Annotated in this window: 16 protein-coding genes and 1 rRNA gene; 3 read left to right on the top strand and 14 right to left on the bottom strand. The window is 71.6% G+C overall.

Annotated elements, in window-relative coordinates; translation table 11 throughout:
- Window positions 1-13: 13 nt before the first annotated feature.
- The 5 genes from KUM32_RS00085 to KUM32_RS00065 form a co-directional block, all read right to left on the bottom strand.
- The gene (locus KUM32_RS00085) at window positions 14-1,711 is read right to left on the bottom strand and encodes a uroporphyrinogen-III synthase (protein ID WP_217139629.1); all 1,698 of its coding nucleotides are present in this window, start codon (window positions 1,709-1,711) and stop codon (window positions 14-16) included.
- Window positions 1,708-2,715 carry a hydroxymethylbilane synthase gene (hemC, locus tag KUM32_RS00080; protein WP_217139628.1) on the bottom strand — a complete coding sequence of 336 codons (1,008 nt, stop codon included), beginning with the start codon at window positions 2,713-2,715 and terminating at the stop codon, window positions 1,708-1,710. The genes KUM32_RS00085 and hemC overlap by 4 nt, the downstream gene beginning before the upstream one ends.
- Window positions 2,712-4,433: a glutamyl-tRNA reductase gene (locus tag KUM32_RS00075; RefSeq protein ID WP_217139627.1), complete on the bottom strand. Its 1,722-nt coding sequence runs from the start codon at window positions 4,431-4,433 to the stop codon at window positions 2,712-2,714. Before KUM32_RS00075 ends, hemC begins: the two co-directional genes overlap by 4 nt.
- A complete protein-coding gene (locus tag KUM32_RS00070; RefSeq protein ID WP_217139626.1) occupies window positions 4,430-5,197 on the bottom strand; it encodes a redox-sensing transcriptional repressor Rex in 768 nt (255 codons plus the stop codon). The genes KUM32_RS00075 and KUM32_RS00070 overlap by 4 nt, the downstream gene beginning before the upstream one ends.
- Window positions 5,198-5,480: 283 nt before the next feature.
- A complete protein-coding gene (locus tag KUM32_RS00065; protein ID WP_374227469.1) occupies window positions 5,481-5,795 on the bottom strand; it encodes a glutaredoxin family protein in 315 nt (104 codons plus the stop codon).
- 183 nt (window positions 5,796-5,978) lie between these two features.
- On the opposite strand from KUM32_RS00065, the gene KUM32_RS00060 reads away from it, so the two are divergent.
- From KUM32_RS00060 to KUM32_RS00050, 3 genes are all read left to right on the top strand, one after another.
- On the top strand, window positions 5,979-6,905 hold the full coding sequence (locus tag KUM32_RS00060) for an HAD family phosphatase (RefSeq protein WP_217139625.1): 927 nt from the start codon (window positions 5,979-5,981) through the stop codon (window positions 6,903-6,905).
- Window positions 6,906-7,232: 327 nt separating this feature from the next.
- Window positions 7,233-8,024: an ECF subfamily RNA polymerase sigma factor, BldN family gene (locus tag KUM32_RS00055; RefSeq protein WP_217139624.1), complete on the top strand. Its 792-nt coding sequence runs from the start codon at window positions 7,233-7,235 to the stop codon at window positions 8,022-8,024.
- 269 nt (window positions 8,025-8,293) lie between these two features.
- The gene (locus KUM32_RS00050) at window positions 8,294-9,535 is read left to right on the top strand and encodes a DUF5667 domain-containing protein (protein ID WP_217139623.1); all 1,242 of its coding nucleotides are present in this window, start codon (window positions 8,294-8,296) and stop codon (window positions 9,533-9,535) included.
- Between the two features lie 118 nt (window positions 9,536-9,653).
- Here the strand turns inward: KUM32_RS00050 and KUM32_RS00045 are convergent, their stop codons facing one another.
- From KUM32_RS00045 to rrf, 9 genes are all read right to left on the bottom strand, one after another.
- Window positions 9,654-10,742 carry a lysophospholipid acyltransferase family protein gene (locus KUM32_RS00045; RefSeq protein WP_217139622.1) on the bottom strand — a complete coding sequence of 363 codons (1,089 nt, stop codon included), beginning with the start codon at window positions 10,740-10,742 and terminating at the stop codon, window positions 9,654-9,656.
- Window positions 10,743-10,756: 14 nt separating this feature from the next.
- A complete protein-coding gene (locus KUM32_RS00040) occupies window positions 10,757-11,818 on the bottom strand; it encodes an NAD-dependent epimerase/dehydratase family protein (RefSeq protein ID WP_217139621.1) in 1,062 nt (353 codons plus the stop codon).
- 213 nt (window positions 11,819-12,031) lie between these two features.
- Window positions 12,032-12,130, bottom strand: a complete 99-nt coding sequence (locus KUM32_RS00035) for a 30S ribosomal protein bS22 (RefSeq protein WP_003948845.1) — start codon at window positions 12,128-12,130, stop codon at window positions 12,032-12,034.
- 109 nt (window positions 12,131-12,239) lie between these two features.
- Window positions 12,240-12,452, bottom strand: a complete 213-nt coding sequence (locus tag KUM32_RS00030; RefSeq protein ID WP_004984898.1) for a helix-turn-helix domain-containing protein — start codon at window positions 12,450-12,452, stop codon at window positions 12,240-12,242.
- Between the two features lie 129 nt (window positions 12,453-12,581).
- Window positions 12,582-13,397 carry a phosphatase gene (locus tag KUM32_RS00025; RefSeq protein ID WP_217139620.1) on the bottom strand — a complete coding sequence of 272 codons (816 nt, stop codon included), beginning with the start codon at window positions 13,395-13,397 and terminating at the stop codon, window positions 12,582-12,584.
- A 146-nt stretch (window positions 13,398-13,543) separates the two neighbouring features.
- Window positions 13,544-14,716 carry an acetoin utilization protein AcuC gene (locus KUM32_RS00020; RefSeq protein WP_217139619.1) on the bottom strand — a complete coding sequence of 391 codons (1,173 nt, stop codon included), beginning with the start codon at window positions 14,714-14,716 and terminating at the stop codon, window positions 13,544-13,546.
- Window positions 14,667-15,902, bottom strand: a complete 1,236-nt coding sequence (locus KUM32_RS00015; protein ID WP_217139618.1) for an MFS transporter — start codon at window positions 15,900-15,902, stop codon at window positions 14,667-14,669. Before KUM32_RS00015 ends, KUM32_RS00020 begins: the two co-directional genes overlap by 50 nt.
- Before the next feature lie 107 nt (window positions 15,903-16,009).
- Entirely contained in the window at window positions 16,010-16,654 is a 645-nt protein-coding gene (locus KUM32_RS00010; protein WP_217139617.1) for an HAD family phosphatase, read from the bottom strand.
- 68 nt (window positions 16,655-16,722) lie between these two features.
- Window positions 16,723-16,839: ribosomal RNA gene (gene rrf / locus KUM32_RS00005) — 5S ribosomal RNA — on the bottom strand.
- Window positions 16,840-16,848 lie beyond the last annotated feature (9 nt).

Raw genomic sequence — 16,848 nt, 5'->3', positions numbered from 1 at the left:
ACCTCACGTCACCTCAGGTCGTCGACCGACGCCTCCGTGCCCCCGGCCGCCGCTCGCTCGGCCGCGTCACCGGGTCCCCGGCCTCCAGGGCCGCCGCGCGGCGCCGCAGGCCGAAGTCCGCCAGGGCCTCCGCCAGCTTGTGGACGGACGGCTCGGGAGCCATGACGTCGACCCGCAGCCCGTGCTCCTCGGCCGTCTTGGCGGTCGCCGGGCCGATACAGGCGATCACCGTGACGTTGTGCGGCTTGCCGGCGATGCCCACCAGGTTCCGCACCGTGGACGACGAGGTGAAGAGCACCGCGTCGAAGCCGCCGCCCTTGATCGCCTCCCGCGTCGCGGCCGGCGGCGGCGAGGCGCGCACCGTCCGGTAGGCGGTGACGTCGTCGACCTCCCAGCCCAGCTCGATCAGCCCCGCCACCAGGGTCTCGGTGGCGATGTCGGCACGCGGCAGGAAGACGCGGTCGATCGGGTCGAACACCGGGTCGTACGGCGGCCAGTCCTCCAGCAGGCCCGCCGCCGACTGCTCGCCGCTCGGGACCAGGTCCGGCTTCACACCGAAGGCGATGAGGGCCTTGGCGGTCTGCTCGCCCACCGCGGCGACCTTGATGCCCGCGAAGGCACGGGCGTCGAGACCGTACTCCTCGAACTTCTCCCGGACCGCCTTCACCGCGTTGACCGAGGTGAACGCGATCCACTCGTAGCGGCCCGTCACCAGACCCTTGACCGCCCGCTCCATCTGCTGCGGGGTGCGCGGCGGCTCGACCGCGATGGTCGGCACCTCGCTCGGCACGGCCCCGTACGAGCGCAGCTGGTCGGAGAGCGACGCCGCCTGCTCCTTCGTGCGCGGCACGAGGACCTTCCAGCCGAACAGCGGCTTGGACTCGAACCACGACAACTGGTCGCGCCGGGCGGCGGCGGAGCGCTCGCCGACCACGGCTATGACCGGCCGGCCACCGTCCGGGGACGGCAGGACCTTCGCCTGCTTCAGCGTCTGCGCGACCGTGCCGAGCGTCGCCGACCAGGTGCGCTGCCGCGTCGTCGTACCGGCGATCGTCACCGTCAGCGGGGTGTCCGGCTTGCGGCCGGCCGACACCAGCTCACCGGCGGCCGCGGCCACCGAGTCGAGCGTCGTCGACACCACGACCGTGCAGTCGGAGGCACCCACCTCGGTCCAGCAGCGGGCCGACGCCGTACGGGCGTCCACGAACCGCACGTCGGTGCCCTCGGCGTCACGCAGCGGCACACCGGCGTACGCGGGCACACCGACGGCGTTCGCGATACCGGGGACGACCTCGAAGGGCACCCCGGCGGCGGCGCACGCCAGCATCTCCTCGGCGGCGTCCGTGTCGAGCCCGGGGTCCCCGGTCACCGCACGCACGACCCGCCTGCCGCCCCGCGCGGCCTCCATGACAAGATGTGCGGCATCCCGCACAGCGGGGATGCCGACGGTCGTTGACGCGCCGTCAACAACCGTCAGCTGGGGCGTGCCTGCGCCCGGATCCGACGGATCGGCATCCGTGTGCATCTCGGCCACGCCCTGCCGCGCATGCGTGCGTACGACGTCGAGCACCTCGTGCTCGGCGACGAGGACGTCCGCGTGCGCCAGCGCCTCCACGGCGCGCAGAGTCAGCAGTCCCGGATCTCCGGGTCCGGCACCGAGGAAGGTGACGTGCCCGTGTTCCGGACCGGCGGGAAAGGTGGTGGGGCTCAATGTGCTCGCTCCCCCATCAGACCGGCCGCGCCCTGGGCGAGCATCTCGGTGGCGAGTTCGCGACCGAGTGCCAGCGCCGCCTCGTGCGTCTCGGGCACGGGACCGGTGGTGGACAACTGCACCAGCGTCGAGCCGTCGGTCGTGCCGACGACGCCGCGCAGGCGCATTTCCTTGACAATCTGCCTGTCGGCCTGGGGGTCCCCCCGCTCGAGCGGAGCCGAGAGTGGGGGAAGGTCGGCCAGCGCACCCACGGGTGCGCTGCAACCGGCCTCCAGGGCGGCGAGCAGTGACCGCTCGGCCGTTACGGCGACCCGCGTGAACGGGTCGTCGAGCTCGGCGAGCGCGGCGATGAGCGCAGCGTCTTGGGCGGTGTGCCCCGCCCTGCACTCGACCGCCAGGGCCCCCTGGCCGGGGGCCGGCAAAACCGTGTCGACCGACAGGAAGTCGGTCACCTCGTCGATGCGTCCCACCCGGTTCAGTCCGGCGGCGGCCAGCACGACCGCGTCGAGCTCACCGCTGCGGACGTATCCGATGCGCGTGTCGACGTTGCCCCGGATCGGGACCGTCTCGATCTCCAGCCCGTGGGTGCGGGCGTACGCGTTCAGCTGGGCCATGCGGCGCGGCGCTCCGGTGCCTATGCGCGCCCCGCGGGGCAGGTCGGTGAGCTTGCGCGCGTCCCGGGCGACGACCACGTCCCGCGGGTCCTCGCGCTCGGGCACGGCCGCCACCACCAGCCCCTCGTGCCGCGCGGTGGGGAGGTCCTTGAGCGAGTGAACCGCGAAGTCCACCTCACCCCGCAGCAACGCGTCGCGCAGCGCGGCCACGAACACACCCGTGCCGCCGATCTGCGCCAGGTGCTCACGCGACGTGTCGCCGTACGTGGTGATCTCGACCAGCTCAACGGGCCGACCGGTCACCTGGCTCACGGCGTCCGCCACCTGCCCGGACTGGGCCATGGCGAGCTTGCTCCGCCTGGTCCCCAGCCTCAGTGCCTTCTCAGTCATGCCGGCCCTCGGTTCTTCTCAGTGCTGTTCTCGGCGCGGGAGACGGAGGCCACCGTCTCGGGGTCGAGGTCGAACAGGGTGCGCAGCGCGTCCGCGTACCCGGCACCGCCGGGCTCGGCGGCGAGCTGCTTGACCCGCACCGTCGGCGCGTGCAGCAGCTTGTCGACCACACGCTTGACGGTCTGGGTGATCTCGGCGCGGTGCTTGTCGTCGAGGCCCGGCAGCCGCCCCTCCAGCCGGGCGATCTCGCCGGCCACGACGTCGGCGGCCATGCTGCGCAGCGCGACGACGGTCGGCGTGATGTGCGCGGCCCGCTGGGCGGCGCCGAAGGCCGCGACCTCGTCGGCGACGATCCGGCGGACCATGTCGACGTCGGCGGCCATCGGCGCGTCGGCCGACGCGTCGGCGAGCGACTCGATGTCGACCAGGCGCACCGCGGCCAGCCGGTGCACGGCGGCGTCGATGTCGCGCGGCATGGCGAGGTCGAGGAGGAAGAGCACGGGCTCGGAGCGCGGCACCTCGGCGACCGGTTCGGGGCGGCGCCGCTCGGGGATCCGGCCGACGCTCGCGGCCGTCGCGGCGAGCGCGCCGATCAGCTCGGCGTCCGCCTCGGGCCCCGGCCGTCCGGCCTCGCGCGTCCGCTCCACCGCCGTACCGCCCGCGGCCCAGGCCCCGTGCTGCTCCAGCGTCGCCGCGTCCATGCCGGCCACGGCGGCCTCCCCCATGACGGAGAAGCCGGTCGGTACGGCGGACAGGTCGAGCGGGCAGTTCTCGTCGGTGCCGACGCCCGTGGGCGGCAGCGCGCTCCCGGTCCCGGCCGGGCCCGCGTCCGCGGCGGTACGGCGGTCCGTACCGGACGCGGCGACCGCGGCCCCGGTCCGGCCCTCCACCGTCGCCGCCACGGCGCCCGCCGTGAGGACGAGCCCGGTCGCGCCGGTGCAGGAGACGGCCACGTCGGCACGTGTCAGCTCGAGCGGCACCGCGTCCATCGGTACCGCGCGGGCCAGCACGTCCGTGTCGTCGCCCTCGGTCAGGATCTGTGCGAGCCGCTCGGCGCGCTCGAAGGTGCGGTTGGCGACGACGATCTCGGCGACACCCGCGCGCGCCAGCGTGGCGGCGGCCAGTGAGGACATCGAACCGGCGCCGATGACCAGGGCCTTCTTGCCCGCGGCCCACTGCCGCACGTCCGCCCCGGCGGCCAGCTGCTCCAGGCCGAAGGTGACCAGGGACTGCCCGGCGCGGTCGATGCCGGTCTCGGAGTGGGCGCGCTTGCCGACCCGCAGCGCCTGCTGGAACAGGTCGTTGAGGAGTCGCCCGGCGGTGTGCAGGTCCTGGGCGCGGGCCAGGGAGTCCTTTATCTGGCCGAGGATCTGGCCCTCGCCGACCACCATCGAGTCGAGGCCGCAGGCCACCGAGAACAGGTGGTGGACGGCACGGTCCTCGTAGTGCACGTAGAGATAAGGAGTGAGCTCCTCCAGGCCGACCCCGCTGTGCTGGGCGAGCAGCGTGGACAGCTCGGCGACACCGGCGTGGAACTTGTCCACGTCGGCGTACAGCTCGATGCGGTTGCAGGTGGCCAGCACCGCGGCCTCGGTGGCCGGTTCGGCGGCGACCGTGTCCTGGAGCAGCTTGAGCTGCGCGTCCGCGCTGAGGGAGGCCCGCTCCAGAACGCTGACGGGGGCGCTGCGGTGACTCAGTCCGACGACGAGGAGGCTCATGCCGGCATCACGGCGGGCACGTCCCCGTCGGGTCCCTGGTCGGTGGGGTGCTGCTTGCGGGCGGCGGCGGGCGGCACGACACCGGCGTCGGCCGCGGCCTCCTCGCCCGCCTTGCGCTGCTCGTGGAAGGCGAGGATCTGCAGCTCGATGGAGAGGTCGACCTTGCGCACGTCGACGCCCTCGGGGACGTTCAGCACGGTCGGCGCGAAGTTCAGGATGGAGGTGACACCGGCGGCCACGAGCCGGTCGCAGACCTGCTGGGCGGCACCGGCGGGGGTCGCGATCACGCCGATCGAGACACCGTCGTCCTGGATGATCTTCTCCAGCTCGTCGGTGTGCTGCACCGGGATGCCGGCGACGGGCTTTCCGGCCATCTGCGGGTCGGCGTCGATGAGCGCGGCGACCCGGAACCCACGGGACGCGAACCCGCCGTAGTTGGCGAGTGCGGCGCCGAGGTTACCGATTCCTACGATCACAACCGGCCAGTCCTGGGTCAGGCCGAGTTCGCGGGAGATCTGGTAGACGAGATACTCGACGTCGTAGCCGACGCCACGGGTCCCGTAGGAACCGAGGTAGGAGAAGTCCTTGCGCAGCTTCGCGGAGTTGACTCCCGCCGCGGCCGCCAGCTCCTCGGAGGAGACCGTGGGCACCGAGCGCTCCGACAGTGCGGTGAGTGCCCGGAGGTACAGCGGAAGCCTGGCGACGGTGGCCTCGGGAATCCCTCGGCTGCGGGTCGCCGGTCGGTGTGTTCGGCCAGTTGCCACGGTGCTCCTGCGGGTAGAGCGGGGCTGTAGGCGGTCATACGTCCCTACATGACCGCCCCGTCGACTGCAGGCTATGTCTTTGTGAACGCGTGCACAAAGATGGTGTCCGATTTGCCCGGCCAACGTGACCGGGCTCACGCGCCCCCGGCGCGCGAACCGGGAACCGGCGCACGCGCACACGCGTTCCTTTCCCATCGGGGGCAAAGCCGCACACACTCCTCACGATCAACGCCCCCGAGACCAAGTCGCCATCGATCCTAAGCGACCATCCGGACTACTCGGACTACTCGGTCAGTGCCTTGCGCAGCCGTTCCTCGTTCACACGCCAGAAGGTGTGCTGCCTGCCGTCGACTAGGACGACCGGAATCTGCTCCCAGTACTCGTCATGGAGTCGGGGGTCCTGGGTGATGTCCTTCCCTTCCCAGGGGACACCGAGGTCGCCGCACACCTTCTCGACGACGAGCTGTGCGTCATCACACAGATGGCAGCCGGGTTTGCGGATGAGGGTGACGAGATGGTTCTCGGAGTACTGAGAGGACTGCGGGGCCTGCGGGGTCTGCGGGGTCTGCGCGGGCTTCCGTCGGAAGAGGGGACTCATGCCGCCCATTCTCGCGCGCACGGCGACACCGGCCGGCCCTCCGGCGGTGAGCGGCCCGCCCGCCGAACCGGCACGCCGACACGCCTGTGGAACCGGCCCTTTAACGGCGCGGTCGCCCAGAGTTCACGGCCTGCGAACCTCTCGACTCCGAAGCCTCCGAACAAACTGGCTATGCTCACGGACATGGCCGCTCTCGGATGGCTCTCTCCCCGTAGGCGCTCCGCCACGGCGCGGAGCGTGTTGGCAGGCGAGGCCTCGGCGGAGGCAGCCCGCAAGTCCACCCAGGAAGACACCGGAACCGCCACCGCCGGCGAGGAGCCGGACTTCCCGGTCCACGGCGACGACAGAGCCGCTGCCTTCTTCGACCTCGACAACACCGTGATGCAGGGCGCCGCGCTGTTCCACTTCGGCCGCGGCCTGTACAAGCGGAAGTTCTTCGAGACCCGCGACCTGGCCCGGTTCGCCTGGCAGCAGGCGTGGTTCCGGCTCGCCGGCATCGAGGACCCCGAGCACATGCAGGACGCCCGCGACTCCGCGCTGTCGATCGTCAAGGGCCACCGCGTCTCCGAGCTGCGGTCCATCGGCGAGGAGATCTACGACGAGTACATGGCCGAGCGGATCTGGCCGGGCACCCGCGCGCTGGCGCAGGCCCACCTGGACGCGGGCCAGAAGGTCTGGCTGGTCACGGCGGCGCCGGTGGAGATCGCCCAGGTGATCGCCCGCCGCCTCGGCCTGACCGGCGCGCTCGGCACGGTGGCCGAGTCGATCGGCGGCGTCTACACGGGCAGGCTGGTCGGCGAACCGCTGCACGGCCCGGCGAAGGCCGAGGCGGTGCGGGCGCTCGCGGCGGCGGAGGGCCTGGACCTGTCCCGCTGCGCCGCCTACAGCGACTCCCACAACGACATCCCGATGCTGTCGCTCGTCGGCCACCCCTACGCGATCAACCCGGACTCCAAGCTGCGCAAGCACGCCCGCGAGCTGGAATGGCGCCTGCGCGACTACCGCACGGGCCGCAAGGCGGCCAAGGTCGGCATCCCCGCGGCCGCGGGCGTCGGCGCGGTGGCCGGCGGCACCGCGGCGGCCATCGCGCTGCACCGCCGCCGCCGGTGACGCGGTCCGCCCCGGTCCGTTCCGTGTGACGTCCCCGCGAGACACCCCTCCAGCCCCCTTTGCCCGCCCCTTACCCACATCGAGCACAACACGTTCTGTAGCCATCAAGAATCCGGGCCATTTCGGTCATCAATCGATCGTTCTGGCGCACCTGAACGAGCGTCAATCGGGCACAGAAGCGACGTAATCGATGATTTGAGCAACTGGGCGTAGCAGAGCCTGCACGAAGCGTTATTCTCCTCAGACGCATTCCGGTGCCCTACCGTCGCCACGACGGGTGAATGGTTCCGTACTGCACGTGATGGAAGCTCTGCCTCTGGGAGTCCCGTGTACCCACACGTCGGGGTTGACGCCTCGGGCCTGGCTACGCTGCGCGCAACGGTCAAATCAGCCCAAGAATTGTTGCGCGGCCTCGTCCCCACCGCGTATGCCGTCCCGGCCCTTGCCACGGCCACCGCCCCCGTCGGCCCGTGCTACGCCCTGGCCGAGGGCAGCGCCGCCGTCGGCAGACGCGCGCGTTCGTCCTCGTCCGGGGCCGCCACCACCCACCGCCGCCCCGCCGCCGACAGCGACAGCGCCCGCATGATGGACCTGGTCGAGCGGGCCCAGGCGGGCGAGGCCGACGCCTTCGGCCGGCTCTACGACCAGTACAGCGACACCGTCTACCGCTACATCTACTACCGCGTGGGCGGCAAGGCGACCGCCGAGGACCTCACCAGCGAGACCTTCCTGCGGGCCCTGCGGCGCATCGGCACCTTCACCTGGCAGGGCCGCGACTTCGGCGCCTGGCTCGTCACCATCGCCCGCAACCTGGTCGCGGACCACTTCAAGTCCAGCCGCTTCCGGCTGGAGGTCACCACCGGCGAGATGCTCGACGCGAACGAGGTCGAGCGCTCCCCCGAGGACTCCGTCCTCGAATCCCTCTCCAACGCCGCCCTGCTCGACGCCGTACGACGACTCAACCCGCAGCAGCAGGAGTGCGTGACCCTGCGCTTCCTGCAAGGCCTCTCGGTCGCCGAGACCGCCCGCGTCATGGGCAAGAACGAGGGCGCCATCAAGACGCTCCAGTACCGGGCCGTACGCACCCTCGCCCGACTGCTCCCGGACGACGCGCGCTGAGCTCCCGGCGCCCTCGACGCGCCGCACCGGAACTCTTCACCCACTCTCCGCACTCGTCAAATCACCTCTAGTGAGCGCCAGTTGAGTCCACGGTCCGATCCCCCACGGTCCGTAACCCAAGTGCCGCGCCGCTCGTTGTGCGGGATGCAGGCTCCCTGTGGTCACTCCCTGGCCGACGCCGATCACACGATCGAGTGGCCCCGATCAGGGGGTGCAACCCTCAGGACCCCCTGGGGAGTCGACCGTCATGACGAGAGGAGGTGCCGCCAGTGATCGCGAACGTATCGGCACACCGGCGGGCGAGCGCCTTCGCCCAGGCTCTGGAGGAGCAGTCCGATCCCGGGGCGGCGGCCGAGCAGTCCGAAGGACCGGCGACCACCGGGGCCGACGCGGAGCAGACCGAGCAGGGTCGTCTACTGACCCTCGCCACCGGCCTGCGGACGCTGCCCCGGCCCGAGCTGGACCCCGAGGTCAAGGTCGTCCAGCGGGCCCAGTTGGTGGCCGCTTTCGAGGCCATGCTGCAGGAGGGCACCGCGGGCGGCGGGGCGACGGACACGTCCGTTCCGGAGCAGCGCCGGGCGCGCGGCACCCACCGGGCGACCCCGCTGAAGAGGTTCCGGCCGCGCTCGCGGCTGGCCAAGGGCCTCACCGCGGGCGGGCTGAGCGTGAGTGTGGCCGCCGGAGCCTTCGGAGGAGTCGCCGCCGCCAGTTCGGACGCCCTGCCCGGCGACTCGCTCTACGGCCTCAAGCGCGGCATAGAGGACTTCCGCCTCGGCCTCGCCGACGGGGACGACGAGCGCGGCCGGGCCTACCTGGACCTGGCGTCGACCCGGCTGAGCGAGGCACGCCGCCTGATGGAGCGCGATCGTGGCGGGCCCCTGGACCACGAATCGCTCGGCGAGGTCCGCCGCGCCCTGTCCGGCATGCGGCACGACGCGTCCGAGGGCCACCGCCTGCTCAGCGCGGCCTACGCCCGCGACCCCGAATCGCTGGCCCCCATGCAGGCCCTCTCCGCCTTCTCCCGCAACCACCGGGAGACGTGGGGAGCACTGCGCGAGCGGCTGCCCGTGCAGCTCGGGGACGTCAGCGAGCAGGTCTCGTCGGTGCTCGACGCCATAGAGGACGACGTGGCCCCGCTGCAGTCCATGCTGCCGCAGCCACCGGCCCAGGACGACGACAGCGGGGACGCCGGCGAACCGAGCGGTTCGGAGCCGACGACCACCGGCACCCCCGGCTCCGGCCCCTCGCCGACGCCCGGCGCCTCCGACACCGGCACGCCCGACGACGGGCGCCCCGACAGCGGACGCCCCAGCGAGTCGGCCGCCCCCGGCCAGGACGACGGGCTGCTCGGCGGCGGCACCGGCGACCTGCTCGACCCGCCCGAGGACCCCGGCGGCGCCTCCCCGTCCACGGGCGCCACCACCCCGCCCGCCGAGCCCGACGTCACCCTCCCCCCGCTGCTCCCGGGCCTCCTGCCCGGCCTGGGCATCGAAGCGGAGGACGCGGAATGAGACGGTGGGGGTGCCCCTGCGCAAGGGGCACCCCCACCGTCGTACCGGCACCTGTCAGAAGACCGCCGACACAGAAGACCGTCGGCACAGAAGAACACCGGCACAGAAGAACACCGGTTCAGAAGAACACCGACCGCCGCTGCACCAGCAGCTTGTAGAGCGTGTGCTGGATCTGCTCCCGCACCTGGTCGGTGAGGTTGAACATCAGCATGGGGTCCTCGGCGGCCTCCGGCGGATAGCCGTCCGTGCGGATCGGCTCACCGAACTGGATCGTCCACTTCGTCGGCAACGGCACCGCACCCAGCGGACCGAGCCACGGGAAGGTCGGCGTCAGCGGGAAGTACGGGAAGCCCAGCAGCCGTGCCAGCGTCTTGGCGTTGCCGATCATCGGGTAGATCTCCTCCGCCCCCACCACCGAGCAGGGGATGATCGGCGCACCCTGCCGCAGCGCCGTGGAGACGAAACCGCCGCGCCCGAACCGCTGGAGCTTGTACCGCTCGCTGAACGGCTTGCCAATGCCCTTGAAGCCCTCCGGCATCACGCCGACCAGCTCCCCCTGCGCGAGCAGGCGCTCGGCGTCCTCCGCGCAGGCCAGGGTGTGTCCCAGCTTGCGGGCCAGCTCGTTGACCACCGGCAGCACGAACACCAGGTCCGCCGCCAGCAGGCGCAGATGCCGGTCGCCCGGATGGTGGTCGTGCACGGCGACCTGCATCATCAGACCGTCCAGCGGCAGCGTCCCGGAGTGGTTGGCGACGATCAGCGCGCCGCCCTCGGCCGGGATGTTCTCCACGCCCTTCACCTCGACCCGGAAGTACTTCTCGTACACCGGGCGCAGCAGGGACATCAGCACCTGGTCGGTGAGCTCGGCGTCGTAGCCGAAGTCGTCGACCTCGTAGTCGCCGGTGAGCCGGCGGCGCAGGAAGGCGAGGCCGCCCGCGATACGCCGCTCCAGACCGCCGTCCGCGTCCCGCGACCGCGGCGCGGGCGTCCCGGGCGACTCGTCCGCCACGGGGACGTCGTCCTGCGTGGCGGCCCCCCGCACCGGCAGCGGCTGCACCTCGCGTACCGGCACCGCGTCCGCCGCCGTGCCCTTGCGCCGGCCTCCCCCGCCACGGCGTCGCGCCGGGCGCTGACCCTCGCCCCCGCCGCTCGCGCCGCTCCCCCGGGACCGGTCGTCGTCGAACGGAATGACCTTGGCGTCCGCCATCGTTGATGCGCTCCTCAGTTGGCGCTCTGCGTCGGGAGGTGGCCGCTGCCCCGCAGGGACAGCTCCGCGATCCGGTCGACGGCCCCCGCGAGGGCCTCGGGTCGCAGCAGCCCGGCCCCACGGCCGCGCGCGAAGTCCGCGAACGTGTCGGCCGTCGTGTACTTCGGCCGGAAACCCAGGGTTTCTCGCATCTGCGTGGTGTCCACCACCCGACCGTGGGTGAGCAGTCGGATCTGCTCGGGGGAGAAGTCCGTCATCCCCAGCGTACGCACGAGCGAGCCCGCCCAGGTGACCGCGGGCAGCAGCAGCGGCACGGTGGGGCGGCCCAGCCGGCGCGAGCACTGGGACAGCGTCAGGACCCCGTCGCCGGCGATGTTGAAGGTGCCGCTGTTCAGCGTGGACCGGCGCGGCTCGCGCGAGGAGAGGCGCAGCACCTCGATCACGTCGTCCTCGTGCACGAACTGCAGCCGCGGGTCGTACCCGAACACCGTCGGCAGCACCGGCAGCCCGAAGTACGAGGCGAGCGGGGTGTCCGCGTCCGGCCCCAGGATGTTGGCGAACCGCAGCACCGTCACCGCCACGTCGGGCCGGCGACGGGCGAAGCCCCGTACGTACCCCTCGACCTCCACCGCGTCCTTGGCGAAGCCGCCGCTGGGCAGCGACTTGGGCGCGGTGGTCTCGGTGCAGACGGCCGGGTCCCGGGGCGCGGACCCGTAGACGTTCGTACTGGACTTCACCACGAGCCGCTGCACACTCGGCGACTTCTGGCAGGCGCCGAGCAGCTGCATCGTGCCGATGACGTTGGTCTCCTTGACCGACGTACGGCTGCCGCCGCCCAGCGGCGTGCCCGTGACGTCCAGGTGGACGACCGTGTCGGCGCCCGTCTCGGCGAGCACCCGGCCGATGGCCGACTGCCGGATGTCGGCCTGGACGAAGTCGGCGCCGCCCAGATGGTGCTCCGGCGCGACGGCGTCCACGGCGACGACCCGGTCCACGTCCGGGTCACGCTGGACGCGCCGCACGAACCGGCCCCCCAACGGACGGGCCACCCCGGTCACGAGCACGATCTTGCCCAAGATCAGCGCCTTTCTTCCGCCCTACTGCGTACCCTGCCGCGTTCCCGCCTGCGGGCCAACTTAGCCGGTCGGTGTTGCGCCGTGATGACCGCCGGATGCAGCACGTGACGAGAAATCGCGGGTCGTGACAGGCCCCGCTACCGGGGATACGACTGTGGCCCCCCACCGGATGCGGTGGGGGGCCACAGGTACACGCTGACGGCGCAGCGTCGCCTACTTCTTGTTGCGACGCTGAACGCGCGTGCGCTTGAGCAGCTTGCGGTGCTTCTTCTTGGCCATCCGCTTGCGCCGCTTCTTGATAACAGAGCCCACGACTACCCTCGCTCACTTCTCATCACTCGGTTGTTTGGGCGCCATGGGCCCACACGACCTACGAGGGGCTAGCCTACCCGCCCGAGCGCTGAGCTCGTAATCGAGGTCGTCAGGCCGTTTCCACCCCCACATAGCTCTCGCGGAGGTACTCGTGAACCGCTTGCTCCGGGACGCGGAACGACCGTCCCACCCGGATCGCGGGCAGATGACCGCTGTGCACCAACCGGTACACGGTCATCTTGGACACGCGCATCACCGAGGCGACCTCCGCCACGGTAAGGAACTGAACCTCGTTCAGAGGCCTTTCGCCAGCTGCAGCCATGACACACCTGCACCTTCCGCACTCGACGGCCACCGGCTTCCCCTTCCGGTGACTCTTCGTCGCTGCGTGCTCACTCCCCAATGTAGGGGCGGGTGATGCGAATGGGGAAGAGGTGCACCCATCGCTTCCCTACCGTGACAGACACGCCCGATTGAGTACGTAGTGGGTAAGCGGTCGGTAGTACTCGGACCGCACAGCGTCATCAAGTGGAACGGCCACGGACACGGACCCCTCCGCCTCCCCGACGAAGAGCGCGGGATCGTCCGTATCGGCCGGCCCGACCGCCTCGAACCCCAGCTGACCTGCACCGCAGACCCAACCGTGGTCCCCGATCACCAGCTCGGGAAGCGGCCCTCCGGCCTCGGCCGCGGCGGCCAGCGCGGTACGAACCGGGAGCGGCGAATGCGTGTGTGCGCCGGGCTCACCACCGGCGCGTCCCGCGGCGGGTTCCCTCACCAACCCGACTCCTCGGACGTAGTCGAGGTTGTATGTGCGTAGACCGAACCGGGTCGTTATGTCGACACAGCGACCCTGCGCCGGAGTGAGGACGGCACATCCCGCCGCCGACAACGCCTCGGCCAAGGTGGCGTAGAAACCGAGTAGTCGATGCGGGTGCCCGGTGCCGAGGAGGACCGGCCCGCGACGCGCGGCGACCGCGGCGAGCCGGTCGGCGAAGGCATCGAGGGCGGCCAGGGTCCGATCGGGATCGATCACATCCTGACCCGAAGTATCGCGCGGATCGGCCGAAACCCCACACCTCTCCGCCATCAGTCCGAGCAGGTCCCGGTGCCCCCAGTCCCCCTCCGGGTCGATCCCGATCAGCGCCCGCGGATCCCGGGCGGCGAACAACCGGTAGCTCCGCAGACTCACCTCCCGGGGAGTCGCCACGGCCCCGGCAAGACGAACGTCCAGAAGATGAGCGCGAAGAGCACCACGGGTCAGCACAGAACCGATGCTGACGGTTCCCCCACCCTCACGACGAGGAACGCCCGAATCTACCCACGGTCGGCGTAACCCCGCCGCCGAGCTCGCAGGTCGCGCCGCGGACACCGGTGAGCCGCGGGCACCGGGCCCCCACGAGGCACCTCACCTCACGCCAGAAGCCCCCGCAACGGAAACACCGCCCGCCGAGCAGCCACCACCGCCTGGTCCAGCCGGTCCGCAGGGTCGTACCCCGCCTCCCACGGCACCCACGACACCGGCCACCGGCCATCCGTCATCCGCATCGGCCCCAACTGCCGGGTCCGCGCGAACACCTCCTGACGCCACCCCTCAGGAATCACCGTCTCCGGCTCCACCGGCCGCCCGGCCGCGATCCCCACCAGATGCGTCCACGACCGCGGCACCACGTCCACGACGGCGTATCCGCCCCCGCCCAACGCCACCCACCGCCCCGCGGCGTACTCGTGCGCCAGCTCATGGCACGCCACCTGCACCGCCCGCTGCGCGTCCAGCGACACCGCGAGATGCGCCAGCGGATCCTCGAAGTGCGTGTCCGCCCCGTGCTGCGTCACCAGCACCTGCGGCCGGAAGTCCGCGATCACCTCCGGTACCACCGCGTGGAAGGCCCGCACCCACCCGGCGTCCCCGGTACCCGCCGGCAACGCGACGTTCACCGCCGAACCCTCCGCGCAGTCGGCCCCGGTCTCCTGCGGCCACCCCGTCTGCGGGAACAGCGTCCGCGGATGCTCGTGCAGCGAGACCGTCAGAACCCGCGGATCCTCCCAGAACGCCGCCTGCACCCCGTCCCCGTGGTGCACGTCCACATCCACGTACGCGACCCGCTCGGCCCCCAGCTCCAACAGCCGCGCGATCGCCAACGCCGCGTCGTTGTAGACGCAGAACCCGGACGCCGCGCCCGGCATCGCATGGTGCAGCCCGCCCGCGAAGTTCACCGCGTGCAGCGCGTCCCCATGCCACACCGCCTCCGCCGCCCCCACCGACTGCCCCGCGATCAGTGCGGACACCTCGTGCATCCCCGCGAAGGCCGGGTCGTCGACCGTTCCCAGCCCGTACGCCCCGTCCGCGGCGCGAGGGTCCACGGAGGCCGCCCGCACGGCGTCGATGTAGTCCTCCCGGTGGACGAGCCGCAGCGTCGACTCCCCGGCCGGTCGCGCGGCGACGACGTCCACCTCCCGGTCGAGCCCCAGGGCACCGACCAGACTTCGCGTCAGGGCCAGCCGGACGGGATCCATCGGATGCTCCGGGCCGAAGTCATACCCCGTTACTGCCTCGTCCCACATCAGCTGTGCGCGACCGCTCATGCCCGCCACCGTATCGGTCGGTCCGCGGCTCGAACGACCGGGCGTACACGAGCGTCACCAGGACCAACACCATCGGTACGAGCATGGCCCCGCGGTAGCTCCAGGAGTCCCCGAGCGCCCCCACCAGCGGCGAACCGACCAGAAAGCCCACGTAGTTGAAGACATTGAGCCGTGCCACCGCCGCGTCGGACGCCCCCGGGCCGTGCCGGCCGTCAGTGGCGAGCCGTCCCGCCGCCGCGAACGTCTGCGGCACCAGCACGCACAGTCCGAGCCCCAGCAGGGTGAACCCCAGCATCCCCACCCAGGCCGTCGGCGCCCCCGCCACCACGGCGAACCCGCCCGCGGCCACCACCGCACCACCCCGCACCACCGCCACGGCTCCGAACCGTCGCACCCCGAGGTCCCCGACGGCCCGCCCCACCAGCGTGGTCACCATGTACACGTTGTACGGCACGGTGGCCAGCTGCTCCGAACTCCCGAGCACGTCCTGGAGGTACTTCGCGCTCCAGTTGGAGACGGTCGAGTCCCCGATGTACGCGAAGGTCATCACCAGACACAGCGGCAGCAACACCTTGAAGCCGACGCCGACGGCCTCCCCCTTCTGCGGCTCCCCCGCCCCACCGGCACCCTCCCTGTCGGCATACCACCGGCTCCCCAGCAACGCGGCCGGCAGCAACACCACCACGACCGGCAGGTACGCCACCCACAACGCCAGCTCCCCGTGCGCCGCCACCCAGGCCAGCGACGCCCCGAGGATCCCGCCGAGGCTGTAGGCCGCGTGGAACCCGAGCATGATGCTGCGCCCGTACGCCCGCTGCAGACTGACGCCGAGCATGTTCATCGACGCGTCCAGCGCCCCCACCGCGAGCCCGAAGGCGGCCAGCGCCACCGCCAGCACCGCCATCCGGTCGCCCGCCCCGACGCCGAGCAGCGCCAGGAGCACGACGGGCTGGGACCAGCGCAGCAACCGGCTGGGCGGGACCCGCCGTACCAGCCGCTCGGTCGCCACGCTCCCGACGCCGGCCAGGACGGGTACGGCGGCCAGGAAGACCGGCAGCAGCGCGTCGGAGACGCCGTACCGGTCCTGGATGGCCGGGATACGCGTCACGAGCAGAGCGAAGGCGACGCCCTGCGCGAAGAACCCGAACGCGAGCGAGGCCCTGCCGTGCCGCGGCACATCAGTCATGGCGGCGAGCGTAGGGCTCCGGCCTACCCGTGGGTAGGTCCAGCCGGAGCTGTATTCGGCTCAGCTCCAGCCGGAGCCCGCCCACGCCTCGGATGATGTGCCTCAGGTCAGGCCAGCAGCTCGGCCAGCTCTGCCATGTCGCCGAAGAGCCGCGTGGCCCCGGCGAGCTTGGCGGACGGGGTCATCGCGGTGAATCCGTACACGTCCATCCCGGCCGCGACAGCCGCCCGCACGCCGAGCGGACTGTCCTCGACCACGACACACCGCTCCGGCGCGACCCCCATCCGCTCGGCCGCGTGCAGGAACAGGTCCGGCGCCGGCTTGCCCCGCCCCACGTCCTGGGAGCTGAAGATCCGCTCGCCGTCGAACCACCGGTCCAGCCCGGTCTTCCGGTGCCCTACGCGAATCCGCTCATGGCTCCCGGAAGAAGCCACGCAGTAGGCGACCCTGTCCGCCGTGAGCTTCTCGAGCACGTCCACGGCCCCCGGGACGGGCTCCAGGTCCCGCTCGAAGGCAGCGAACACCCGCCCGTGGAAGACGTCGTCGAAGTCCTCGGGCAACCGACGCCCCGTCCGCTCCAGGATGAGGTCATGGACCCGGTGCATCGCGGCCCCCATGTAGTCCCGGAGGGAGTCGTCGTACGACGTCGGGTGCCCCAGCTCGGTCAGGTAGCCGGCCAGCAACCGGTTGGAGATCGGTTCACTGTCGACGAGGACCCCGTCGTTGTCGAAGATAACCAGGTCGTAGCGCATACAAGAGACAGTAGACGCAGAAAACCCCGCACCATAACGGTGCGGGGTTCCCCTCTCTACCAAAAATTGTTCGGCGGCGTCCTACTCTCCCACAGGGTCCCCCCTGCAGTACCATCGGCGCTGTAAGGCTTAGCTTCCGGGTTCGGAATGTAACCGGGCGTTTCCCCTACGCTATGACCACCGAAACACTATGA

The sequence above is a fragment of the Streptomyces sp. AC627_RSS907 genome (assembly GCF_019049165.1).
This window is presented reverse-complemented; position numbering and strand designations above follow the sequence as displayed.